Source organism: Simplicispira suum, from assembly GCF_003008595.1.
In the GTDB taxonomy this organism is placed as follows: Bacteria; Pseudomonadota; Gammaproteobacteria; order Burkholderiales; family Burkholderiaceae_C; genus Simplicispira; species Simplicispira suum.
Genome location: NZ_CP027669.1, coordinates 1,403,603 through 1,427,152, shown reverse-complemented (window position 1 = coordinate 1,427,152; position 23,550 = coordinate 1,403,603). Strand labels below are relative to the sequence as shown.

19 protein-coding genes and 1 pseudogene are annotated in these 23,550 nt (G+C 62.7%); 14 read left to right on the top strand and 6 right to left on the bottom strand.

What is annotated here, in order from left to right; translation table 11 throughout:
• Positions 1-90 precede the first annotated feature (90 nt).
• The 3 genes from C6571_RS06740 to C6571_RS06735 all read left to right on the top strand — a co-directional run bounded on the left by C6571_RS06740 (position 91) and on the right by C6571_RS06735 (position 3,519).
• Positions 91-2,109 (top strand): ribonucleoside triphosphate reductase, encoded by a 2,019-nt coding sequence (locus C6571_RS06740; protein WP_106446008.1) that lies wholly within the window; start codon positions 91-93, stop codon positions 2,107-2,109.
• A 173-nt stretch (positions 2,110-2,282) separates the two neighbouring features.
• The gene (gene nrdD, locus C6571_RS19475; protein WP_116005601.1) at positions 2,283-2,459 is read left to right on the top strand and encodes an anaerobic ribonucleoside-triphosphate reductase; all 177 of its coding nucleotides are present in this window, start codon (positions 2,283-2,285) and stop codon (positions 2,457-2,459) included.
• A gap of 367 nt (positions 2,460-2,826) precedes the next feature.
• A complete protein-coding gene (locus C6571_RS06735; RefSeq protein WP_106448087.1) occupies positions 2,827-3,519 on the top strand; it encodes an anaerobic ribonucleoside-triphosphate reductase activating protein in 693 nt (230 codons plus the stop codon).
• 75 nt (positions 3,520-3,594) lie between these two features.
• On the opposite strand, the gene C6571_RS06730 is transcribed toward C6571_RS06735, so the two are convergent.
• Positions 3,595-4,656, bottom strand: a complete 1,062-nt coding sequence (locus C6571_RS06730) for a permease (RefSeq protein ID WP_106446007.1) — start codon at positions 4,654-4,656, stop codon at positions 3,595-3,597.
• Positions 4,657-4,715: 59 nt separating this feature from the next.
• On the bottom strand, positions 4,716-5,042 hold the full coding sequence (locus C6571_RS06725) for an ArsR/SmtB family transcription factor (RefSeq protein ID WP_106446006.1): 327 nt from the start codon (positions 5,040-5,042) through the stop codon (positions 4,716-4,718).
• 233 nt (positions 5,043-5,275) lie between these two features.
• Here C6571_RS06725 and C6571_RS06720 point away from each other — a divergent pair, with 233 nt between their 5' ends.
• The 4 genes from C6571_RS06720 to ipdC all read left to right on the top strand — a co-directional run bounded on the left by C6571_RS06720 (position 5,276) and on the right by ipdC (position 11,346).
• Positions 5,276-6,892 (top strand): methyl-accepting chemotaxis protein, encoded by a 1,617-nt coding sequence (locus C6571_RS06720; protein ID WP_106446005.1) that lies wholly within the window; start codon positions 5,276-5,278, stop codon positions 6,890-6,892.
• Positions 6,893-6,942: 50 nt separating this feature from the next.
• Positions 6,943-7,530 (top strand): chalcone isomerase family protein, encoded by a 588-nt coding sequence (locus C6571_RS06715; RefSeq protein ID WP_106446004.1) that lies wholly within the window; start codon positions 6,943-6,945, stop codon positions 7,528-7,530.
• Positions 7,531-8,257: 727 nt separating this feature from the next.
• The gene (locus C6571_RS06710) at positions 8,258-9,694 is read left to right on the top strand and encodes a tyrosine phenol-lyase (protein ID WP_106446003.1); all 1,437 of its coding nucleotides are present in this window, start codon (positions 8,258-8,260) and stop codon (positions 9,692-9,694) included.
• Positions 9,691-11,346, top strand: coding sequence for an indolepyruvate/phenylpyruvate decarboxylase (gene ipdC, locus C6571_RS06705; RefSeq protein WP_106446002.1), 1,656 nt, complete (start codon positions 9,691-9,693; stop codon positions 11,344-11,346). Before C6571_RS06710 ends, ipdC begins: the two co-directional genes overlap by 4 nt.
• A gap of 36 nt (positions 11,347-11,382) precedes the next feature.
• Here the strand turns inward: ipdC and C6571_RS06700 are convergent, their stop codons facing one another.
• A complete protein-coding gene (locus C6571_RS06700; protein ID WP_106446001.1) occupies positions 11,383-12,516 on the bottom strand; it encodes a GGDEF domain-containing protein in 1,134 nt (377 codons plus the stop codon).
• A gap of 533 nt (positions 12,517-13,049) precedes the next feature.
• Between C6571_RS06700 and C6571_RS06690 the strand changes: the two genes are divergently transcribed.
• The 7 genes and pseudogenes from C6571_RS06690 to C6571_RS06660 all read left to right on the top strand — a co-directional run bounded on the left by C6571_RS06690 (position 13,050) and on the right by C6571_RS06660 (position 20,241).
• Positions 13,050-14,492, top strand: a complete 1,443-nt coding sequence (locus C6571_RS06690) for a diguanylate cyclase domain-containing protein (protein ID WP_106445999.1) — start codon at positions 13,050-13,052, stop codon at positions 14,490-14,492.
• Positions 14,493-14,985: 493 nt separating this feature from the next.
• A pseudogene (locus tag C6571_RS20245) lies at positions 14,986-15,138 on the top strand (helix-turn-helix domain-containing protein); the annotation flags it as partial.
• Between the two features lie 167 nt (positions 15,139-15,305).
• On the top strand, positions 15,306-15,950 hold the full coding sequence (locus C6571_RS06680) for a LysR substrate-binding domain-containing protein (protein ID WP_106445998.1): 645 nt from the start codon (positions 15,306-15,308) through the stop codon (positions 15,948-15,950).
• A 291-nt stretch (positions 15,951-16,241) separates the two neighbouring features.
• Positions 16,242-17,483: a thiolase family protein gene (locus C6571_RS06675; protein WP_106445997.1), complete on the top strand. Its 1,242-nt coding sequence runs from the start codon at positions 16,242-16,244 to the stop codon at positions 17,481-17,483.
• Positions 17,484-17,628: 145 nt separating this feature from the next.
• A complete protein-coding gene (locus C6571_RS06670) occupies positions 17,629-18,993 on the top strand; it encodes a phenylacetate--CoA ligase family protein (RefSeq protein WP_146139308.1) in 1,365 nt (454 codons plus the stop codon).
• Positions 18,990-19,175, top strand: coding sequence for a hypothetical protein (locus C6571_RS06665; RefSeq protein ID WP_106445995.1), 186 nt, complete (start codon positions 18,990-18,992; stop codon positions 19,173-19,175). The genes C6571_RS06670 and C6571_RS06665 overlap by 4 nt, the downstream gene beginning before the upstream one ends.
• Before the next feature lie 106 nt (positions 19,176-19,281).
• Positions 19,282-20,241 carry an NAD(P)H-dependent flavin oxidoreductase gene (locus C6571_RS06660; RefSeq protein ID WP_106445994.1) on the top strand — a complete coding sequence of 320 codons (960 nt, stop codon included), beginning with the start codon at positions 19,282-19,284 and terminating at the stop codon, positions 20,239-20,241.
• Between the two features lie 136 nt (positions 20,242-20,377).
• Here the strand turns inward: C6571_RS06660 and C6571_RS06655 are convergent, their stop codons facing one another.
• The 3 genes from C6571_RS06655 to C6571_RS06645 all read right to left on the bottom strand — a co-directional run bounded on the left by C6571_RS06655 (position 20,378) and on the right by C6571_RS06645 (position 23,439).
• Positions 20,378-21,154: an SDR family oxidoreductase gene (locus C6571_RS06655; protein ID WP_106445993.1), complete on the bottom strand. Its 777-nt coding sequence runs from the start codon at positions 21,152-21,154 to the stop codon at positions 20,378-20,380.
• A 191-nt stretch (positions 21,155-21,345) separates the two neighbouring features.
• A complete protein-coding gene (locus C6571_RS06650) occupies positions 21,346-22,308 on the bottom strand; it encodes a Bug family tripartite tricarboxylate transporter substrate binding protein (protein WP_106445992.1) in 963 nt (320 codons plus the stop codon).
• A gap of 258 nt (positions 22,309-22,566) precedes the next feature.
• Positions 22,567-23,439 carry an enoyl-CoA hydratase/isomerase family protein gene (locus tag C6571_RS06645; protein WP_106445991.1) on the bottom strand — a complete coding sequence of 291 codons (873 nt, stop codon included), beginning with the start codon at positions 23,437-23,439 and terminating at the stop codon, positions 22,567-22,569.
• Positions 23,440-23,550 lie beyond the last annotated feature (111 nt).

Sequence of the window (23,550 nt, the reverse complement as noted above, 5' to 3'; positions counted from 1 at the left end):
TTTGTGTTGAATCAATAACTATCTATAGTGTTTGAAATCAAATACACAGCTATAGGTAGTGTTTTGAACGATATCGCAACGGAGATACCCATGGAAGCCACAGTCGCCACCTTGCCCCGCGAGGTCATCAAGCGCAGCGCAGAGCGCGCCCCTTTTGACGCCCGCAAGATCCGCTCGGCCATCGAGCGCGCAGGTGCCGCCACCGGCGAATTTGCGGTCGACGAAGCCGCCCTGTTGGCTGCACAGGTGGGCAAGGTGCTGATCCACCGCTTCCATGGCGAGGCGCCAGGCATCGAGCAGATCCAGGACGTGGTCGAGCAGACCCTGATCGCCGCCAACCACCTGGCCACGGCGCGCGCCTACATCGCCTACCGAGACCGCCACGCCACCCTGCGTGCCGACCACCAGACGCTGGTGAACGTGGAAAGCTCCATCAACGAGTACCTCACCCGCGCCGACTGGCGCGTGAACGCCAACGCCAACCAGGGCTACTCGCTCGGCGGCCTGATCCTGAACGTGGCGGGCAAGGTCACGGCCAACTACTGGCTCTCGCATGTCTACACGCCCGAGATTGGCGAGGCGCACCGCAGTGGCGACATCCACATCCACGACCTCGACATGCTCAGCGGCTATTGCGCGGGCTGGTCGCTGCGCACGCTTTTGAACGAAGGCCTGAACGGCGTGCCCGGCAAGGTCGAGGCGGGGCCACCCAAGCACATGAGTTCCGCCGTGGGGCAGATCGTGAATTTTCTGGGCACGCTGCAAAATGAATGGGCCGGTGCGCAGGCGTTCTCATCGTTCGACACCTACATGGCGCCCTATGTGCGGGTGGATGCCATGGATTACGCCAGCGTGCGCCAGTGCATTCAGGAGCTGGTCTACAACCTCAACGTGCCGTCGCGCTGGGGCACGCAGACGCCGTTCACCAACCTCACCTTCGACTGGATCTGCCCCGACGACCTGCGCGAGCAGGTGCCGGTGATTGCGGGCAAGGAAATGCCGTTTTGCTACGGCGAGCTGCAGGCCGAGATGGACCTCATCAACCGCGCCTACATCGACGTCATGACCACGGGCGACGCCAAGGGCCGCGTGTTCACCTTTCCGATTCCCACCTACAACATCACCAAGGATTTTCCGTGGGAGAGCGAGAACGCACAGTTGCTGTTTGAAATGACGGCCAAGTACGGCCTGCCGTACTTCCAGAACTTCATCAACTCCGAGCTGGAGCCCAACATGGTGCGCTCGATGTGCTGCCGCCTGCAGCTCGACTTGCGCGAGCTTTTGAAGCGCGGCAACGGCCTGTTTGGCAGCGCCGAGCAGACCGGCAGCCTGGGCGTGGTCACCATCAACTGCGCGCGGCTGGGCTATCTGCATGCAGGCAACGAGCCCGCACTGCTGGCCGCGCTCGACCGCCTGCTCGAATTGGGCAAGCAGAGCCTGGAGACCAAGCGCAAGCTCATTCAGCGGCTCATGGACCAGGGCCTGTTTCCGTACACCAAGCGCTACCTGGGCACGCTGCGCAACCACTTCAGCACGTTGGGCGTGAACGGCATCAACGAGATGGTGCGCAACTTCACCGGCGACGCGCACGACATCACCAGCGAGCGCGGCCACCAGTTTGCCGTGCGCCTGCTCGACCATGTGCGCGAGCGCATGACGCAGTTCCAGGAAGAAACCGGCCACCTCTACAACCTGGAGGCCACCCCCGCCGAAGGCACCACCTACCGCTTTGCCAAAGAGGATAAAAAGCGCTGGCCCGCCATCGTGCAGGCGGGCACGGCGGACAAGCCGTACTACACCAACTCCTCGCAACTGCCCGTGGGCTGGACGGACGACCCCTTCGAGGCCCTGGCGCGCCAGGAGGTGCTGCAGAGCAAATACACCGGCGGCACCGTGCTGCACCTGTACATGGGCGAGCGGCTGTCGAGCGGCGCCGCCTGCCGCGACCTCGTCAAACGCTCGCTCACGCGCTTTCGCTTGCCCTACATCACGGTCACGCCCACGTTCTCCATCTGCCCCACGCACGGTTATCTGGCGGGTGAGCACAAGTTCTGCCCCACCTGCGACGAAGAGCGCCTGCAGACCAAGCGGGCCGCACTGGCGGCGTGACACGCATCACCGCAAAAAATATGAGTCAAATTGGCCTCTAGCGCTTATCCATAAAGCGCAAGCAGCTATTAATCAAGTAGTAAATCAACGGTGGAGCCTTGCCCCTCCGTTGCCCCCGGGCGGCGTAGCACAGGCTGCGGCATGCCCCCTTTTCACCCTGAAGGAGAACATCCATGAGCCATTTTTCCACCACCGAACACCAGGCCCTGTCCGACGTGCAACTGACCGACGCCGAGCGCCAGCCCTGCGAAGTCTGGACCCGCGTGATGGGCTACCACCGTCCGGTCGCCAGTTTCAACATCGGTAAGCAGGGAGAGCACCAGGAGCGCCAATTCTTCGAGGAGAAGTAATTCCATTTCTAAATCAAACGATTACTTTGTCGGCTTCGCTTGTCGTACGCCTGTACTGTCTGCGCTTCGCCTTCGCGTACTCGATTGATTGAGAAACCGAATAGCACCCCTGCGGCGCTGCGCGCCTTCCCCCTCTCCTGCGGGAGGGGACGCACCCGGTGGCCGGGCAAAGCCCGCTCCATGGGTGCACTGGCAACACGCTGCGTAGGCCTGCTTTGTGCAGGCGGCCCCCATCACTCGGGGAGCTTGCTGCCATCTCCCATCCGGTCGCTGGGCGGCTCTTGCGCGGTGCCCCGCGCTTGGGTCGCGCCCTTTTGTTACGGGTCGGGCGAGCTCAGCGCACTGGCCTATGGATCCCACTCCCACCATGAACGCAAGTCCCATCCCAGCCTCCCGCTTGCGCGTGGGCGGCATGACGCCGCTCACCAGCATCGACTTCCCCGGCCGCCTGGCTGCCGTGCTCTATGGCCAGGGTTGCCCCTGGCGCTGCGGCTACTGCCACAACCCCGAACTGCTGGACGCTACCACCCCCGCTGCCGTGCCCTGGCCCGAGGTGCTGGCGTTTCTCAACAGCCGCCAGGGCCTGCTTGACGGCGTTGTCTTCTCCGGTGGCGAACCCACGCTGCAAGCCGGCTTGCCCGCCGCGCTGGCCGAGGTGCGCGCCCTGGGCTTTCAAACCGCGCTGCACACCGGCGGCATGTACCCCGAGCGCCTGCACGCGCTGCTGCCGCTGCTCGACTGGGTGGGCCTGGACATCAAAGGCCCGCTGCACGCCTACGACGCCATCACGCGCACCCCCGGCAGCGGTGCCAAAGCCTTCGAATCGCTGCGCCACCTGCTCGCCAGCGGCGTCGCCTACGAATGCCGCACCACCTGGGACGCGGGCCTGTTCAGCACGGATGATTTGTTTGCCCTGGCCGACACGCTGGCCGATGCGGGCGTGGCGCACTGGGCGCTGCAGGAATGCCGCGCGCCGGGCGTGGCCACCTGGGCGCTGACCGCCGGGCAGGTGGAACGGCTGGGGGCGCGGTTTGCGGGCATTGTGCTGCGGCGAGGGTGATGGGCGGCTGTTGGGGAAAATTGTCGGCTGACCTTCGTGACGCAAGGGCGGCAGCCTTTGCATTGTTCGCCCGCTTCAGATCTGGAGCCAGAGCTGAAAGAGCACGCCGGCCAAGAAGGCGCCGCTCAATGACAAACCCATGTACAGCGCAAAGACGGGACGCTTGACCAATGCGAAGACGGCAACCGCAGCGGGCAAGGACGTCACCCCGCCTCCAACCAAAAAGGCCATCCCCGCGCCACCGTCCATTCCCTGGCTCATGAGCCCGGCGACCAGCGGCATGGCGGCATACCCATTCAAATAGGCCGGAATGCCGACGAGCGTGGCAATGGCGATCGAGCCCATGCCCGTCCCGCCCACTGCACTGCCCACCCAGCTTGCGGGCATGTACGCCAGCATCAGACTCTCCAGAATGAATGCCAGGGTCAGCCACTTGACCAGGAACAGCGTGGTTTTGAGCGCTTCGCGCCCGAACTTCTGCAGGCGCGGCCCTTCGGTCCAGAAACGCCAGACCACTTCCTTGGGGACGCGCACCTTGGCGCCGCCACACCCGCCATTGCCGATGCCGGGCCTCAGAGGGTCGGACAGCCTGCCCGCTCGCATCATTGCGTAGGTGACTGCGCCGCCGAGCATGCCGATGCCAATTGCAGCGAGGGTCTTGGCAACGGCGAACTCGGTGCCCAACACGCCTGCAGTGAGGACGAACATCGAAGGATCCATGATCGGCGAGGCCAGCCAAAAGGCCATGACGGCTGAAAGAGGCACACCCATCGTCAGTAGGGCGGCGATGAGGGGGATCACGCCGCAGGAACAGAACGGTGACAGGCTGCCTGCCAGTGCCGCCAAAACGATCATTTTGGCGGGGGACCCCGTGAACGCTCGCGCGATCAGACTGTCTGCGCCGGTGGCTCCTGCGTAGGCGGCAAGACCGATGGACAGCAGCAGATACGGTGCAATGCCAGCCACGTTGCCGAGCGTGAAGATGGCTGTGGCCATGCCTTGCGCCGGTATCCATACAAAGAGCGCAGCCAGAATGGTCAGGCTGAGCAGCCACACCCGCTCGCGCCGCCAGGCCGCAATCGCCCCGCTGGTCAGCCAAGACGGCTCAAGGCGTTTTTCGATATTGGATGTATTCATAACTAACTTTCTAGCTAAATAGATATGAAAGGCAAAAAAATATGGGCAATCACTTGCCGTCAGGCAGAACGGGCGGCGAGGTCCTTTTTCGGGGCGCTGACACCCGCACAGCACTCCGACGTCAAGAAATCGACCAAGTCTTTCATCTGCTGGTAGTTCACACGGTTGATGACTTCCCGTCCACGGCGCTCTTGTTGAACCAGATCGACGCCAACCAACGTCGAAAGGTGATGGCCCAGCGTAGTGGGTGGAATGCCCAGATGGGCGCCCATGTCACCCACGTTCAGGCCTTCATCGCCGGCCCTCACGAGCAGATGAAAGATGGACAAACGCGCCTCGTGTCCGAGAGCCGAAAGTGCGCGCGCCGTGTGTGCAAAGTCCGTCATCGTCAAAACTATAAAACCAGACAATTAGATTTGTCAACGGCTTTTGGCAGCGCACCACCACTTCCCGGATCTGGCGCAGCATCACGCATTCTCCCAGTCGGGGTGCCCGCCAAACACCTTCAAATGGGGTTCAGGTCGGCGGACCCTCAAATTGTTTCAAATCGTACGAGGTCCTGAAGTACCATGCTGAGCGGGGATGCGGGTGTCGGAAAATTGATGTACAGGAATACAAGATGACCGTCTCGGGAATGAGCCTCGGAAAGCGTCTGACGCTGAGCTTTACGCTCGTGATTTCATTGATGGCATTGCTGGCAGGTCTGGCGTATGTGCGCATCGGCGACCTCAATGGCGAATTCGATCTGATCATCAAAGACCGCTATCCCAAGACCGCCGTTGCCAACAACATCAAGGCGCAGATCAACGAAATATCGCGCAGCATGCTGGGCATCCTGATCATGTCGGACCCAGGGCAGATCAAGGCGGAGCTTGAGGCGATCGAAAAATTCAGCATTGCCAACAGCGAATCCATCGCTACGCTCGACAAAATCATCACCGACGAAAAAGGGCGCGAACTGCTCACGGCAATAACCGAAATTCGGAACAAATTTCTTCCCTTGCAGCAGTCCTTTGTGGCGTTGGTCAGCAAAGACCTCAAAGACGAAGCCCAGCTGAAGTACCTGTTCTCCATGCGCCCGCTGCAAAAGAAGTACTTTGCCGCGCTGGACGCCTTCGTCGCCCATCAGAACGGACAGATGGAGAGCGCCGGAGACAATTCTTCGCAAATCGCCAAACAGACCAAGCTGCTCATCCTGGCGCTGGCGGTGGCCGCCGCAGTGGCATGCGCTGTAGTGGGTTTTCTGGTCACGCGCAGCATCGTGGGGCCCCTGCGCGACGCCATGCGGGTGATTCAGCGGGTGGCTGCAGGTGACCTGACCAGCAGCATCGTGGCGCGCAGCCAGGATGAAGTGGGGCAGATGATGAGCGGGCTCAAGGACATGAACGACAGCCTGCGCCAGTTGGTGGGCGACGTGCGCTCCAGCACCCATGTCATTGCGTCGACCGCGCAGGAAATTGCCGCCGGCAACCACCAGCTCAACGACCGCACGGTGGAGCAAGGCCAGGCGCTGCAGGACACCAACGCCTCCATGCACGACCTGACCGCCATTGCCCAGCAAAATGCCGAAAGCACGCAAGAAGCCAACGCATTGGCGGCTTCGGCGTCCAGCGTCGCTGTTCGGGGCGGCGCTGTGGTTTCTCAGGTGGTCGAGACCATGGGCTCGATCCACGCATCTTCCAAGAAGATCGCCGACATCATTGGCGTCATCGACGGCATCGCCTTCCAGACCAATATTCTCGCGCTCAATGCCGCTGTCGAAGCCGCCCGCGCGGGCGAGCAAGGACGGGGTTTTGCCGTGGTGGCTTCCGAGGTACGCAGCCTGGCGCAGCGCTCGGCCACGGCTGCCAAGGAAATCAAGGCCCTGATCGACGACTCCGTCGCCAGCGTCGAAGCCGGCAGTCGCCTGGTCAACCAGGCCGGCACCACGATGACCGAAGTGGTGGACAGCGTCAAACGCGTGACCACCATCATGGCGGAGATCGCCTTGGCCAACCGGGAGCAAGGGGTGGGGATCGCGCGCGTCAACCAGTCCATCGAACGCATGGACGAGGTGACCCAGCAGAACGCGGCCATGGTGGAAGAGGCAGCCAGTGCCGCGCAAGCCATGCACAACGAGGCCGACCATCTGTCGCAAGCGATCAGCGTGTTCAAGTTGGGGAACGCAGCGACTATGCCGGCCTTGCCTACTGTGCCCGGTGCACTCTCCATCGGCCACCAGCGGGCGCAGGCGTAGCATCTGCACCCAAGGCACATTCCCACCTAGACCCCCTTTGGAGACCATCAATGCGTATCGGCGAGCAATTCAAAAAATGGGCCCCTCTGGCTTTGCTGGCACTGGCCTTCGCCGTGCCGGCCCAGGCCCGGGACGTTTCCGGCGTCAAGGTAGACGACACCGCCACCGTCGGCGGCAAGGAGCTCAAGCTCAACGGCGCCGGCATGCGGGCCATCGTCTTTGTGAAGTTTTACGCCATCGGCTTGTACTTGCCCGAGAAAAAAACGACTCCGGCCGAGGTCCAGGCCGAGGCGGGCCCCAGGCGCGTTTCACTGACCATTCAGCGTGAAATAAACAGCGAGGAGTTCGGGCAGCTGTTCATCACCTCGATGAACAAGAACTCCACCAAGGAAGAAAAAGCCAAAGTCGTCAACCAGACCGTGAAATTCGGAGAGATGTTTGCCAGCCTCGACAAGGTCGTCAAAGGCGACATCATCACCCTCGACTGGATACCCGGAACCGGTACCGTCAGCACGCTCAATGGCAAGAAAATCGGTGAAACCCTGCCTGGCATCGACTTTTACAACGCCGTGCTGCGCATTTGGCTGGGCGAGAGTCCCGCCCAGGAAAGTGTGAAGAAGGAGCTGCTGGGCGGCTAGCAAACTGCGCCATCGGGCCGCTGCCAGCGCCTGGCGAACTGCTTCGGCATCCCTGGCAGGCTGGGCGCCTTCTTCGCCCGCACGGCCAGGCGTTGGCCGCCGACGTGCGCGAGACTGCGGCCAGGGTCCCATCTCACGAAACCCGCCGACGCGAGGCTGACGGTGTAGCGCAACACCGCGCCCCCGAGACAGCCAGAGCGCGTCCGAGCGGACCACCCCGCTTCTGCTGGGGCGGCAGATCCATGGCTTCGCGGCATTTGGCAACTGCTGCGGACCTTGCGGCCATTGGCTGCAGATTGGGCAGAGCGTACTTCCGGGCACTGCTGCCGCGCGCAAGCCTCGCGCTGCGGTCCACCGTGCGACCGCCGCGTCAGCAGCAAGCATCTTGAACAAAATGCCAGCTAGCGTTTATCCACCGGACGTCTATAGCTTCATTTTTTATAGCAAATGCTGCGTCTGCGAATCTGGAAAGGCCAACGGGTACCGATGCGGTCAGATCAGACCCGCACAGCCAGAGCCAAGCGATTCATCAAGTTGGTTTTACAAACGCAGGAAAATTGCGCAAACAGTAAAACATCGAAAGCAATCTTCACCAATTCAGAAATACAGTGCTCAACCTGAAGCGCTGTTATCCAGTATTACGGATGATCATTGATATGTATCAATTTCTTCCGGGGAGTTGTTCCGCGCTCGGTTTCATCCACGCCCCTTGTCAGGAGACTCATCCATGAACACGAACTACCCCGCCGAGCCATTCAAGATCAAGGTGGTCGAACCCATCGCCATGACCACGCGCGAAGAGCGCGCGCAGTACCTCAAGGAGGCGGGGTACAACACCTTCTTGCTGAACTCGGCGCAGTGCTACATCGACCTGCTGACCGACAGCGGCACCACCGCCATGAGCGACAACCAATGGGCCGGCATGATGCTGGGTGACGAGGCTTACGCAGGCAGTCGCAACTTCATCCACCTGCAGGAAGTGGTTCGCGAGTATTACGGCTTCAAGCACATCATCCCCACGCACCAGGGGCGCGGCGCCGAAAACCTGCTCTCGCGTCTGTGCATCAAGCCCGGCGACTACGTGCCGGGCAACATGTACTTCACCACCACGCGCGCGCACCAGGAATTGAACGGCGCGCAGTTTGTGGACATCATCATCGACGAGGCGCACGACTCGCAGATCAACCTGCCTTTCAAGGGCAACGTCGATATCAACAAACTGCAAAAACTGATCGATGAGGTGGGCGCAGACCGCATCCCCTACGTCTGCGTGGCCGTCACGGTGAACCTGGCCGGTGGCCAGCCGGTGAGCATGGAGAACCTGCGCGAGGTCAAAAAACTCTGCTCGCAGCACGGCATCCAGGTGATGTTTGACGCCACGCGCTGCGTGGAAAACGCCTACTTCATCAAGGAGCGCGAGGCTGCCTACGCGCACAAAACCATCCGCGAAATTCTCAAGGAAATGATGGGTTACTCCGACGGCTGCACCATGAGCGGCAAAAAGGACTGTCTGGTCAACATCGGCGGCTTTCTGTGCATGAACGACGACGATCTCTACCAGCGCGCCTGCGAATTGGTGGTGCTGTTCGAGGGCATGCCCAGCTACGGCGGCCTGGCCGGGCGTGACATGGAAGCCATGGCGCGCGGCATTGAGGAATCGGTCGACTACCACTACATCCACCACCGCATCAGCCAGTGCCGCTACCTGGCCGACCAGCTCGTGGCGGCCGGCATTCCCATCGTGCTGCCCGTGGGAGGTCATGCCGTGTTTCTCGATGCGCGCAAGTTTCTTGAACACATTCCGCAAGAGCAGTTTCCGGCGCAAACGCTCGCCGCCCATCTGTACCTGGAAAGCGGCGTGCGCAGCATGGAGCGCGGCATCGTCTCGGCCGGCCGCAACAAGGAAACAGGGGAGCACTACCGGCCCAAGCTGGAGTTGGTGCGCCTGACCATTCCACGCCGGGTCTACACCTATGCCCACCTCGACGTTGTGGCGCAGGCCTGCAAGGACCTGTACCAGCATCGCAGTCAACTCCAAGGCATGCAGATGGTGTACGAGCCCAAATTCCTGCGCTTCTTCACTGCGCGCTTCGAACCTGTGGTGCAAAAGGCGGTTGCCAAGCCGTCTGCAGAGCCCAAGGTGGCCGCGCTGGAAACCGCATGACGCTGGGTCTTTCGCTGCTGCGCGCGCTCAAGAACCATGGCGCGCAGGAAATTTTCGGCATTCCTGGCGACTTCATCCTGCCGCTGTTCCAGCAGATGGAAGAGAGCAAGATTCTGCCGCTCATTACCCTGAGCCACGAGCCCGGTCTGGGCTTTGCCGCTGATGCTGCCGCGCGCATGCACGGGGGTATCGGCGTGGCTGCGGTGACCTACGGCGCGGGGGCGCTCAACATGGTCAATGCCGTGGCCAGCGCCTACGCCGAACGCTCGCCGCTGGTGGTCGTTGCGGGCTGCCCCGGTGCAGTCGAGTCGCACGCCGGACTGCTCTTGCACCACCAGGTGCGGCATGTGGATTCGCAGTGGCGCATCTTTCAGGAGATCACCTGCGATCAGGTGCGCCTGTCCGACCCCGCCACGGCGCCAGCAGACATTGCCCGCGTGCTGCGCAGTTGCCGCGAGTTCTCGCAACCCGTGTTGATTGAAGTGCCGCGTGACATGACGCTCGCGCCCATGGCCGAAGTGCCCGTGCTCGACGGCAGTCCGTTCAGTCAAGACGCCGTGGACGAGTGCGCCGCCGAATGGCTTGCGCGCATCCAGGCGGCCCGGCAACCCGTTCTGGTGCTGGACGTCGAAGTGCGCCGTTTTGGCATCGAGGCGCAGGTGGCCGAACTCGCGCGCCGCCTGCAACTGCCGGTTCTCACGACCTTCATGGGGCGTGGCTTGCTGGCGGGCGACGAACTGCGCCGCGGTGTGCAGCTGCATGGCACCTACCTTGGCGTGGCGGGCGACGCGCAGACCACCGCACTGCTCGACGAATCGGATCTGCCTATCCTGCTCGGCGCCATCTTGTCGGACGTGAATTTTGGCGTCAGCGCTGAGCGCATGGACTTTCGGCGTACGCTCATTGCCGCCCACCGCGAGGTGCGCGTGGGCCACCACATCTACCAGAATATTCCGCTGGCCGCGCTGGTGGCAGCATTGCTCGAACGCGTACCGGCTGCTGCGCCCTATGCTGCGTCGACGCTGCCGCCTCAGCCCGCCCCGCCCACCGGCCTGGTGGCAGACGACACGCCCCTGTGCGCGGGCGATTTGAGCCGGGCACTGAACGACCGCATCCTGGCGCATGGGCCCATGCCCATCGTCTCGGACATGGGGGACTGCCTGTTTGCTGCCATGGAGCTGTTGCCCACGTTGCTGGTGGCGCCCGGTTACTACGCCACCATGGGTTTCGGCGTGCCCGCAGGCATCGGCGTGCAGGTGGCGACCGGCGAGCGCAGCCTGATTCTGGTGGGCGACGGCGCTTTTCAAATGACCGGTTGGGAGATCGGCAACTGCCCGCGACTGGGGCTCGACCCCATCGTCATCGTCCTCAACAACCAGAGCTGGGAAATGATTCGCGCCTTCCAGACCCAATCGCAGTGCGCTGCGCTGGGCGACTGGCGTTTTGCCGACCTGGCCAACGTACTGGGCGGGCGTGGCCACCGCGTGACCACGCGCATGGAATTCAAGGCCGCGCTGGACGCCGCCTTCGCCGAGCGCGGGCGCTTCCAGCTCATCGAGTTCATGGTGCCGCCGGGCGACAGCACGCCCACGCTGCAGCGCTTTTCGGCAGGCATTCACGCGCTGCGGGCGCGGGCGGCGGTGGCGGGGTGAACCTGCCTGCGAGCTGACAAGCCATGGCCCTGCAGCTCAGGCTACCAACCGAGCTGCCGGAGCAGGCGCCACCACCACGCAATTGCGGCCTTGTGCCTTGGCCTCGTACATCGCCAGGTCGCCCCGGCGCATCAGCGACGACAGGCTTTCGCCGCCTTCGTCTGCGATGGCCACGCCGACGCTCATCGTCGGGGTGACCACACTCTCCTGCAATTCGCAGCGCAGTCGGGATACCGCGACCCGAAGCCGCTCTGCCGCCGCACTGGCCGGGTCGAGCGCCGTTTCGGGCATCAGCACCGCGAACTCCTCACCGCCCAGGCGGGCCAGGCAGTCGTTGGCGCGCACGACGTCCTCGAACACGCGGGACACGGCTTTGAGCACTTCATCGCCGGCGAGGTGACCGTAGCTGTCGTTGATGCGCTTGAAATGGTCGATATCGAGCATCAGCAGCGCCAGCGGGTGCCGGTAGCGCGCGGCACGTTCGAGCTCAAAGCGCCCGGTGGCGATGAAATGGGCGCGGTTGCTCAAGCCTGTCAGGCCATCGCGTCGCACCTGCTGCTCCAGTTCGCGAATCAGTGCGTCGTTGCGCTGACGCAGCACCAGGGTTTCGGTGGTGCTGGCGTGAATCTTCAGGCCCACCATCAGCATCAACGCGATGTAAAACACCCCCAGCGCCGTCAAGCCGAGACTGAACAGCGTGCCGTCGTGCAGGGGCGGTCCGACCAAGGCCACGGTGGGCGCCAGCAGGTCGGAGAAAAGCAGTTGGCGGTGCGGGTTGCTCATCACCACCGTGAGCGAGATGAGCCCCACGTGCACCAGCATGGCAAACATCAGGCTGCTTGCATTGCCAGGCACATAGGCCCACACCACGATGGACGACCACATCGCCATGTGCACGCCGTGGGCCAGTGCGATCCGCCGCGTCCAGTGCCCGTTGCTCTGTGCCTCTGGCGAGGCTTGGCGAAACCTGAAATACACGGCGATGTACACCGCGATGGCCAGCAGCTCCAGTCCCGCCCACAGAGCCGCCTGCCAGACGGGCACCCAGGCGGTCAGCAAGACCGCGACCACCACTGTCCAGGGCGGGGCCAGATAGCGGTCGTGCAGATGGTTGTCTACATACAGCTTGAGCTGATGCAGTCGCACATCGGCGCCGTGAGCGTCTTGCATGTCTTTTCCTGGATGGTGCCTACACAAAGACAGGCGCTGCCTGGCCGAAACGACCAAGGCGGCATGCTAGCGCAATGGAAGCGGTCGCCCTTGCCAGCTCGGCGTGCGGCGCAGGGCCGGAAAAGGCGGCGCCGCATTGCCGGCCCTTTGCAGAGTCAGGCGCCGGGTGAAAAAAACGGCGTTCAACCGCATCGCCGTGGGTGGTGCCGGGCGGGCGCGGCCACCGCGTCACCACGCGCGCCAAGAGCTGACGACGGCGCTGGACGCCGCCTTCGCCGAGCGCGGGCGCTTTCAGTTGATTGAGTTCATGGCCCCTCCGGCGACAGCACGCCCACGCTGCAGCGCTTTTCGGCAGGAATTCACGTGCTTCGGGCGCGGGCGAGCGGTGGCCGGATAGAGCACCCTGCGATCGATCAGCGCTCGCTCAGCACAGAAGACAGAAAAGGAGTTAACGTAACAAATTGCATCTTTTTTGCGCAAGTCAGAGACAATGGCTGAAGGCCTGCCTCCATGCCACCCAGATCTTCCGCACCATGCAACAGGACCGTCAGCGCAAAATTCGTGAACTGTTTGATGAATACATCGAAATGTATGCTGCACGGGATGAGCGCCTGACCGAGCGTTTTAGCCACAACTTCAGTGGCTACGCGGGCAGCGGAGCTGCGCTGATACAGAGCCGTGACGAGTGGATCAAGATCACGCGGCGCGATTTTTCACAGGTGCCTGGCCGGATCCGGATCGAGATGCTGGATCTGTCGCTGCAGGAACTGTGCGACGACGTGGTCATGGCTACCGCGTTTTTCCACATCCACCTGCCCAGCGGCGGGCATTTGCTGTCCAGGGAGGTGGCGCGGCTGGTGCTGGTTTTTCGCCTGGAAGCTGGCGAATGGATGATCGTGCACAGCGGCATCTCCGTGCCCTACCACAGCGCGCAGGCCGACGAGATCTATCCCCTCCAGAGCCTGCAGGAGGAAAACAGCACGCTGCAGGCGCTGGTGGACGAGCGCACCGAGGCGCTGCAAGAGAGTCAAGCCCACTACCGGCTGTTGATGGAAGATGCGCGCGATGTCCTCTGGCGGGCCGACCCTCGGCTGAACATCATTTACATCAGCCCGGCAGATGAACGCCTGCGAGGGTTTCGGGCGGACGAGGTGGTGGGGCGCCATGTTTTTGACATGTTTACAGACGAAGGTATCGCGCTCGTCAAGGGCCTGCTCAAGCACAAGGCGCTCACGGGGGACCCGTCTGAGAAAGATGAATTTCTGACTTTCGAGGTCGAGCATCGCTGCAAAGATGGTCGCTTGATCTGGGGAGAGGTCACTTCCAAGCTCGACCTGGATGCGCAGGGAAAAATCATCGGCTACCACGGCATTACCCGCGAAATTACCGAGCGCAAGGCATTGGAAGAGCAGGTCCGTCAACTGGCGTTCTACGACCCACTGACCCACCTGGCCAACCGCCGCCTGCTGGTGGAGCACCTCGATCAGGCCATGTCGGCCAGCAAACGCAGCCACCGCCGTGGCGCACTGGTGTTTCTGGACCTCGACAACTTCAAAACCCTCAACGACACGCATGGCCACGCAGTCGGCGACCTGCTGCTGGTGGATGTAGCCAAGCGGCTGAGAGCCTGCGTGCGCGAAGCCGACACCGTCGCTCGTTTTGGAGGCGATGAGTTTGTTGTCCTGCTGTCTGAATTGGGCACGCAGGCTGACGAGGCTGCCGCTCAAACGGCAGCGGTCGCAGAAAAAATCCGTGTCCATTTGGCAGAGCCTTATCTGCTCCAGGCCGCTACAGTGGACCCGCAAGCAACCGCCATCGAGCACCGATGCACCGCCAGCATTGGCGTGGCGCTCTTTGATGGGCATGAAAAGAGTCGGGGCGACGTGGTCGATGCTGCGGATGCAGCGATGTACAAGGCCAAAGAGGATGGACGCAACCGAATCGGGTTTGCTCCTTGCCCCGTTGCAGCCGCTTGACGCCGCAGAGATCGGCAATGAAAGGTGGTATCGATCGATGGATGGCAACAGCGACACCACCCGATTGCGTTCCTGGGTGTGGTGCACCATTCGCCATGGGCGACAAGCGGGGAGAAAATATGCGAAAAATAGGCTCTAGCGCTTATTCAGAAAGCGTTTACAGCTATCAAAATGATATTTGATCCGCGCACCTGACACGGGCTTGCGCCATAGGTCGCAAGCCCACGTGTCTGTTCACCATAGCGCCGCTCTGAAGGAAATTTGGCAGGATTATTTCTTCCTACAATGCACAATGCCCCAAGCCAACCCGCATTCCGAAGTACCGCCTGGCTTCCTGCGGCGGCAGCGCCGAGCCGCCAGCTGGCCAGGGCGTGGTGCGCGGTGGCTTTTGGGTGGATGAAGCAGACGGAATGAGCAAACCGCACCATGGCCCGCGCCCATTGTCGACCGATATGCAGCAACGCTTGATACCGGGCCGCTTACCGTTCTTCCCATGAATAACGCCGATCCCTGGTCTTCCATCCGACTGCATCACTTGCGCGATCTGCTCGCGGTCGTAGAGACAGGGAGCTTGCGTGCAGCAGCCCGCAAGCTCGGCTTAACCCAGCCATCGCTCACAAAGAGTTTGCGCCAGCTTGAGGAGCAAACAGCGCTGGCGCTGTTGGTGCGCAGCAGCCACGGCGTCACATTGACCAGTGCAGGCCAACGCGTGGTTGAGCGTGCTCGCGCCATCGAGTCGGAAATCCGGCGCACCGCGGAAGACCTGGAGCTGTTGCGGGGGGCGCTGTACGGTCCGTATCGATTGGCGTGTCGATGGCCGCGCCACTTGAATTTGTCGCACGCGCCGTCGCCTCAGTGCACCTTTGCGAACCGAGCTTGCACGTGCAGATTTTCGAGGGCGTGCAGGCCAAGATCATTGCCGATGTGCGCCAAGGCGTTGTCGACTTTGCGATCATTCCGGTGGCCCAGCGCAATTCACTCATCGATTTGCGCGCACGGCCGCTGTTTCACACCCGCGTGGTGGTCGTCGGCCGCGCCAACCATCCCTGCGCTCCCGCGCAAAGCCTGCGTGAACTGGCCGCTTGTCACTGGATTACGCCGCGCCGTGGCGGCGTACTCGATGGCATGGTCGAGCGTCTCGCCGTCAGCAATCAACTGCCAGCGTTCAGCCGGCCAATCCAGTGCGATTCGTCGGCCCTGTATTGGGACCTGATCGCCAGCACGGATCTGGTCGGACTGTCGCTTGCAACCAAGCTTGAGGGCGATCGCGTCGCTGGCGCGCGCATCCTCTACGATGGCCCACCACTTCCCGAAGTACCGGTCGCGCTGGTTCACCGCGCCGACTTCCCGCAAAACGCCTTGGCTGGCGAACTGGCGGAGCGCTGTCGCGAAGAGGCGGCAACCCATGCCCATCGCCGCCCCGAGCCGGCGCCTGCGGCAGCAAGCCCCTTGCGCTAACCCCTGGTAATCGCACGTTCGCCGTGCCTGTCTATGGCGCCGCTCCGTCTGGCGGTATCTTTTGACCAAGCGCCTGGGCATCTAACCGCTGGATCCTGACGATACGTTGCGAGACGTGTTCGACAACACCGGTTTGGGTTCGTCGTAGCCAAGCATAGTCCGACGGGGTAGGCGCTGTTCGGATGCGCGTTGCATGTCCTGCGCGCACCGCATCGGTCCGAAAGGGTGTGCTAGGCAAGACCGAGGCCGTTGAAGTCAGAGACGCTCCATTTTTCTCACGAGGTACACAACATGAATTCTGCATACATCGTCGGCGTCGGCATGACGTCGCTGGGCCGTCATCTTGACAAGTCGGTCAAGCAGTTGTCGAAGATTGCCATCGACGCGGCGCTCGCCGACGCCGGCTGCACCAAGGAGGCGATCGATGTTGCCTGGTTCTCCAACACCCGCCAGGGTGTGATGGAGGGCCAGTACGGAATCCGCGGCCAATGCGCGCTGCGCGCCTACGGATTCGAGGGATTGCCGATCATCAATACCGACAACGCCTGCGTCAGCTCGACCACCGGCCTGAACCAGGCGGTCGCCTACGTGCGCGCCGGCATGGCCGACGTGGCCTTGGTCGTCGGCACCGAGAAGATGAATTACCCCGAAAAGCGCGAGCTGATGTTCGAAGCCTTCAAGGGGGCGATGGACCGCGAGCTTGGCGAAGAACAGCTCAGGCAGAGCATTGCACTGGTGGCCGATATGCCTTTGCCCCCGGAAGCAATGACCGACACGGGCGAGCGCAGCATCTTCATGGATGCGTACGCCGCTGGCGCCCGCTACCACATGATGAAATACGGGCTGACGCAGCGCCAACTGGCAGCCGTCGCAGCGAAAAATCATTGGCACGCGTCGATGAACCCGCTGTCTCACTACAAGACCCCGCGCACGATTGAAGAGGTGCTGGCCGACCGCCTTGTCGCTTGGCCGCTGACGCGCGCCATGTGCGCTCCGATCAGCGATGGCGCAGCGGCCATCATTGTCTGCTCCAAGGAAGCGCTTGCGCGCTTCAACCGCAAGCGCGCAGTGCAAGTGCTCGCCACGGCCCTCGCGTCCGGCGTCATCCACGCTCCGGATGACACCGAAAGAAAAGTGGCGCGTCTGGCCGCACTCAAAGCTTACGAGCTGGCCGGCGTTGGGCCGGATGACGTGTCGTTGGCAGAGGTCCACGACGCGACCGCCTTCGGTGAGATCAAGCACACCGAAGCGCTCGGTCTGTGCCCGGCGGGTGACGGCGGCCTGCTCGCTGAGAGTGGTGAGACCAAGCTCGGTGGACGCGTGCCGGTCAATCCCTCGGGCGGCCTGATCGCCAAGGGGCATCCGGTTGCCGCCACTGGCGCCATCATGATTCATGAGCTGGTCACGCAGTTGCGTGGCGAAGCAGGCGAGCGACAGGTCGCTGGCGCACGCATTGCCGCAGCCAGCAACGGCGGAGGCAGCTACGACGGAGAAGAAGCCGTCTCGGCGACAACCATCCTCGGCAAGGTTTGAACGCAGGCGCTGGCGCACTGTCAGCCAGCTTGATTACTGGCGGTGAGCGCATAGGCACGGTGGCTGTCTTTCACGCACCGGTCTGGCGGGTGAAGATCACTTTCAGGCGGCGCTATTGACCGCCAGAAGGGCATAAGGAGAAAACGTGGAACGAAGACTCTTCAATCCGATCATCGAACGGATGCCGCGTGCCGAGTTGGATGCGCTGCGTTGGCGCCGACTGCGCGCCACCCTTGAGCGCACCTACGCTTCCAGCGCGTTTTACCGCGCACGAATGCAGCGTGCCGGCGTGACACCTGACGACATCCGCACGCCCGAGGACTTCCGCCGCCGCGTGCCCACGGTCGACAAGCTCGACGTCCTCGCGGACCAGCGCGAGCGTCCGCCCTTCGGCTCGGTGGTCGCAGTGCCCGACGCCTTGGTCGAGTACTGCTTCCTGACCAGCGGCACCTCTGGCAAGGGCCAAGAGGTGCACGCCTATACGGCTGCCGACGTCGCCGAATCGCTGACGAGCTGGGCCGCTTCGCTGCACTGGGCGGGCGTGATGCCGGGCGACACGGCCTACCACATGGTGCCGATTGGAGTGACCGCCGGCCCGGTGACGCTTCTCTCTGCCTTCCAGCAATATGGCCTGCGTACCTTCGCGGTGGGCAATATGGAGGGCGAGGCGCGGCTCGAGATGATGCAGCGCTTCCCGCCGCACTTTTTCTCCACCGGTCCGGTGTATCTGCGGCGCTTGACGACGATCTGCCGCGAACAGGGCATCGATCCGCGTCGCGCATTTCCGGCGCTCAAGGCGATCAAGCTCGGCAGCTTTGGCTTCGACGTGCCCTGGGCGCAAGAGATGGAGGAGTTCTGGGGCGCGAAGTTGATCGACACCTACGCGTCGACGCAGTGTGGCGGCGGCATCGCGAGCACCTGTGAGCATGGCACCTACCTGCCCGATGGCCAGCGCGGGATGATGCATTTTCCCGAGCACAAGGTCTACGCCGAGGTGCTGAACCCCGAAACTGGCGAACCTGCGCGCGAGGATGAGGAAGGCGAGGTCATTCTTACCGCCTTCGGCCGTGAGGCGATGCCCATCCTGCGCTTTCGCACCGACGACAAGGTGATCTTCAAGTCGCACCGGCAATGTGCCTGCGGCCGACCCTTCGACGGCATCGAGGCAGGAACCGTCTCGCGCTACGACACGATGCTCAAGATCCGCGGCATGAACCTGTGGCCGGAAGCCATTGACGCCATCGTTCTGGCGCATCCCGAGGTGGACGAATACAACGGACGCCTCGGAGTGGCAGAAAACGGCCGCGAAGTCGCGCGGGTACTGATTGAGTTCAAGGTCGGCGCGCCTTCCGACGCAGCGCATCGCGCTCGCGTGCTAGGGGAGCTGCGTTCGAAAATCAAAGAGAACACGGGCGTGGGTATGGAAATCAGCGAGGCGCGTCCCGGTGAGATCGAGCGCTTTGCCTACAAGGAAAAACGATGGAAAGACCAACGCAGGCAACAGCTATGAACGCCGCTGTGCCACTCGATGCCGACGCTCTGCTTGCGAGTCTGCGCGCGCTGCAGGCGCAAGTCGTCGCCATCGGCTATCCCAACCGCGACGACCTCGTCGGCCGCGAGCTGGACATGATCGACCGGTCGCTGCGTCGACTGCTGAAGGAACTCGGCGACCGTGACAGCGTTGATGCTTGAACGCCGCAGCGTTCCGGCAAGCTTGTGGGTGAAGACTCTTCAACGCGAAGCTGGCGCCATCCATCCATGCAGCCAACGCTGCATGGCGGCCTGACGGCAGCCGGACGTGAAGACGCGCATCACCGAACTGCTCGGCATCCGCTATCCCGTTATTCAGGGTGGTCTGCAGGGGCTGGGGCGCGCCGAACTGGCGGCTGCGGTGTCGGCTGCTGGGGGACTGGGCCTTGTCACTGCGGGCTGCTTCGAGACGCCCGCTGAACTTGAGGCAGAGATCGTGCGCGCGCGCAGGCTGACCGACCGGCCGGTTGGCGTCAACATATCCATCGGATCGAGGCGCTCGATGAGCGAGTTCGTCGATTGCATTTGTGAACTCGGCGTGAAAATCGTCTTCACCTCGGGCCACAACCCGGAAGCTTTTGTCGAGCGCATCAAACGCCACGGCATGAAGTGGGTTCACGTCGCGCCGGCAGTGCATTTCGCACTCAAGGCGCAGCAGCTCGGTGCCGACGGTGTGGTGCTGGTCGGCTTCGAGGCCGGCGGCCACCCAGGGATGGACGATGTGGCCCTTTCGGTCCTTGTGCGCAAGGCGTCGGTCGAACTGGAGATCCCGGTCATCGCGGCCGGTGGCATCAGCGATGGGCGCAGCATGGTGGCTGCGCTTGCCTGGGGCGCGGAAGGCGTACAGATCGGCACCCGCTTTGTGCTCACGCGCGAATCCGTGCTGCACCCCGATATGAAGCAAGCGTTGCTGCAGGCGAGCCAGCACGATACGGTGATGATCGAGCGCACGCTGCGCAGGGCCCGCCGGGTTCTGCGTACGCCTCAGGCTGAAGCCGTGCTCGCGCTTGAGCGCGAGGGCGCCGGCTTTGACCAGCTGCGCCACATCATCGGCGGTGAAGCCTATCTCGAGACGATCCTGGAAGGACGCATGGATCGTGGCGTGCTCTCGACTGGCCAGGCGATCGGCCTCCTCGACGACGTGCCGACCGCTGGTGACGTGGTGCGCCGGATTGTCGACGAGTCGGCATGGGTGCTTGAACGATTGAACCGCATAGCCAGCGCGTAAGGCATTTCAATCGTATGGGGGAGCCTCGCAAGCCCCCGTCCAAAGCTTCTCTGGTTCTATCGAGAGCCTGCGCAACGTGTCCAGCGTACCGGGTCAAGCTACCCCATCCCGGCGCCGGCTGCGCGCACGCGCAGGCTCACTGCGCCGACTCTCCGCCGTCCACCACCAGAACCTGCCCGGTGACATGCGAGGACGCTTTGCTGGCGAAGAAGATGATGGCGCCTTTGAGATCCTCGTCCCCACCCAGGCGCTGCAGCGGCGTGCGCGCCCTGACTTGCTCCCGGACGTGGCCCAGCACGCTGCGCCCCTCCTCCTGCGTCGGAAACAGGCCTGGACACAGGGCGTTGACATGGATGCCGTAGGGCCCCCATTCGCAGGCCAGCGTACGGGTAAGGTTCAACAACGCGGCCTTGGACGTGTTGTAGGCCACGGTGTGCACACCGGCCTGCGTGCCCTTGAGTCCCGCCACCGAGCCGATGTTCACGATCTTTCCGTGGCCGCGCGGGATCATGCAGCGCCGCGCCACCTCGCGGGCGAGGAAGAAAGGCGCGTCCACGTTCAGCTGCATCACCTTGTACCAGCCTTCGTCCGGGTGCTCCTCGGCCGGCGCCGACCAAATGGTCCCCGCGTTGTTGACGAGCACGTCGATGGGTCCCAGGCGCTGGATCACCGATTCGACCAGCGCGGGTATTGCGGTGGGCTGGCGCAGATCGCAGATGACGCCAACGGCCTCGATGCCGCGCGATCGCAGCAGCGATTCGGCGGCTGCCAACTCATCGGCCTTGCGGGCGGCGATGGCGATCCTGCAGCCCGCGTCGCCCAGGCCCACGGCGAGCTGCAGGCCGAGTCCGCGTGAGCCGCCAGTCACGAGCGCCACCTGGCCGTCCAATCTGAACAGGTCCATCATACTCATGCTCCACCCCAGTGATTTCGGAGTCTGTACTTGTTTTGTCTATTGCTCATCGGACCGGCTCTCCCTGTGTTGTTGATTGGCTTTGGGTGCGAGGCACGCACGGGCTGCACAGACCGTCGTCGTTCTCAGCCAAGGGCGGGCGCTGGTGAATGGCGAGCTATGGATGGCCACGGTCGTTCAGTTAACAGGCCCTAATCAATCTTGATGGCGCCAGGCTTCACGTTCTTGCGGAACTGCGCCATTTCGCTCGTGATGCGACCGCGCATGGCGCTCGGGCTCGAATCGAGAATCACTTGCGCGCCATCGGATTCGATCGCTGCACGCGTCGGCGGATCCTTGAGTGCCATGGCGAAGGCCTTCACGAGACGCGACTCGACCGCTTGTGGAAGACCTGCGGGTGCAACGAAACCGAGCCACTGCGTCGCCTCGAATCCGATGCCCAACTCCTTCAGCGTAGGAACGTTGGGCAATTGCGCAGACCGTGCCGGGCCGGTGACCGCCAAAGGGCGCAACTTTCCGTCGAGTATGAGTGGCATCGACGAGTAGTCGGCAAAGGCAACTTGTGCAAAGCCGCCGGCCACATTGGTGAGCGCGGGCGTGAGGCCGCGATAGGGCACGTAGGTGACGTCGAGACCCGTCATGCCCTTGAAGACCTCGAACCAGACCCGATAGCCGGACGCCCCTGCGGGACCGGCCCAGTTGAGTTTGCCAGGGTGCGTGCGAGCAGTCTGCAGCAGATCGTCGACGCTCTTGATGCCGCTGTCTTGGTTGGCGACGAGGATCATCGGATTCTCGTAGGCCAGCGCAAGCATTGTCATGTCGGTCAGCGGCTGGTAGGTCACGGCAGGATCAAGCAGGGGGCCCATCCAGGCCACGGCCTGAACCACGACTTCGAGGGTGTAACCATCGGCCGGCGAGCGCAAGAGTTGCTCGGTGCCGATCCGCATGCCGGCGCCCGGCTTGTTCAGGATGACCAGTGGCTGGCCAAGGATCTTGGACACCCGATCGGTGACGATCCGCGCCTTTGCGTCCACCGATCCTGGAGGGAAGGGCACGATGACTTGAATTGGCTTGTTCGGCCAATCCTGTGCATGCACAAATGACGCAAGGCCTATCGTTAGCGCCGCACCAATCCATTTCCAAAGTTTCATCATGCCTGCATCTCCTTTGCGCCGCCATCCATAGCGGTCTGATGGGAATATTGAGACGTGCAGAGCGCAACGGGAAGGCAACTGTGAACCATCTCCGATTACCGCCGGTATTGCGAGTTCGGGATCGCCACCTCGGCGATCCCGTGCCGATGCAAGCGCATGGCGCCTTGTCAGGCTTTCGAAGACCTGGCCTTTAGGCGTAGACAATAAAAAACCCGAACCGATCCTCGGTTCGGGTTTTTCAGGAAGCGCGCAAGCGCATCACTTCTTTTTGCTGGCCCACTCCGATGTGACCGATTGCAGCCCTTGGTAATTGGGGTCGCCCTTCATCCACTCGAGCAACTCGTCGGCGTTGGCCCAGGAGTCATTCAGGTTCGAGTCCTCGGCCGTGCGGCATGCCAGCTTGGTCACCTGAACGGCCTCCTGGCGCATGCCGGCGATCTTGGTGGCCATGGCGCGGGCCTCTTCCATCAGCTTCTCCGGTGCGGTAACCCGGTTGGCCAGGCCGATCCGGTACGCTTCCTTGCCGTCGATGAACTCGCCCAACAGGCACAGTTCCAGGGCCTTGTTGTAGCCGACGCGCCGGGCCAGTCCGGTGGTCACCGAGCCTTTGCTGATGGCGATCTTCAGGTTCTTGACGTGGGAGTCGGTGAATTGCGCTGTCTCGGACGCGATGATGATGTCGCAGGCGAGAGCCATCTCGAGGCCACCTGCGGTGGCGATGCCGTCAACGGCCGCAATGACGATCTTCGGCGACCAGAGCAGGTTCGTGTACTTGGGCGAGATGAGCCGTGGGCGCTTGTACCAGAGCCGGCCAGCCGCCGTGTTCGCCTTGAACAGTTTGTCCTCTTTGCGCTGCAACGGGCCGACATGGTCGGGGTAGTCCCAGCGGGGGATGCCCTGGGTGTCGTCCTTGAGATCGCCACCGGCGCTGAAGCAGGGGCGTCCGTCGGCGCGCGGCCCACCCGTGATGATCATCACCTTGACGGCGTCGTCGGTGAGGACGTCGTGGATGGCCAGATCCATCTCTTCGTTGAGTTTCCGGCTGAAGGCGTTCAGTCGCTCCGGTCGGTTGAACGTGACCACGGCATAGCCGGCTTCGTTCTTCTCGTATTTCAGTGTTTCGAATTCCATGTCTGACTCGCTTGAAGTGAAAGAAGGGAGGCGTTGCCCAAGCCATTGCTCTCGGCCAAGACCACCGAAGAAATTCTTTCGAGCGTCGAAATATTGGGTTTGAGAACGTCC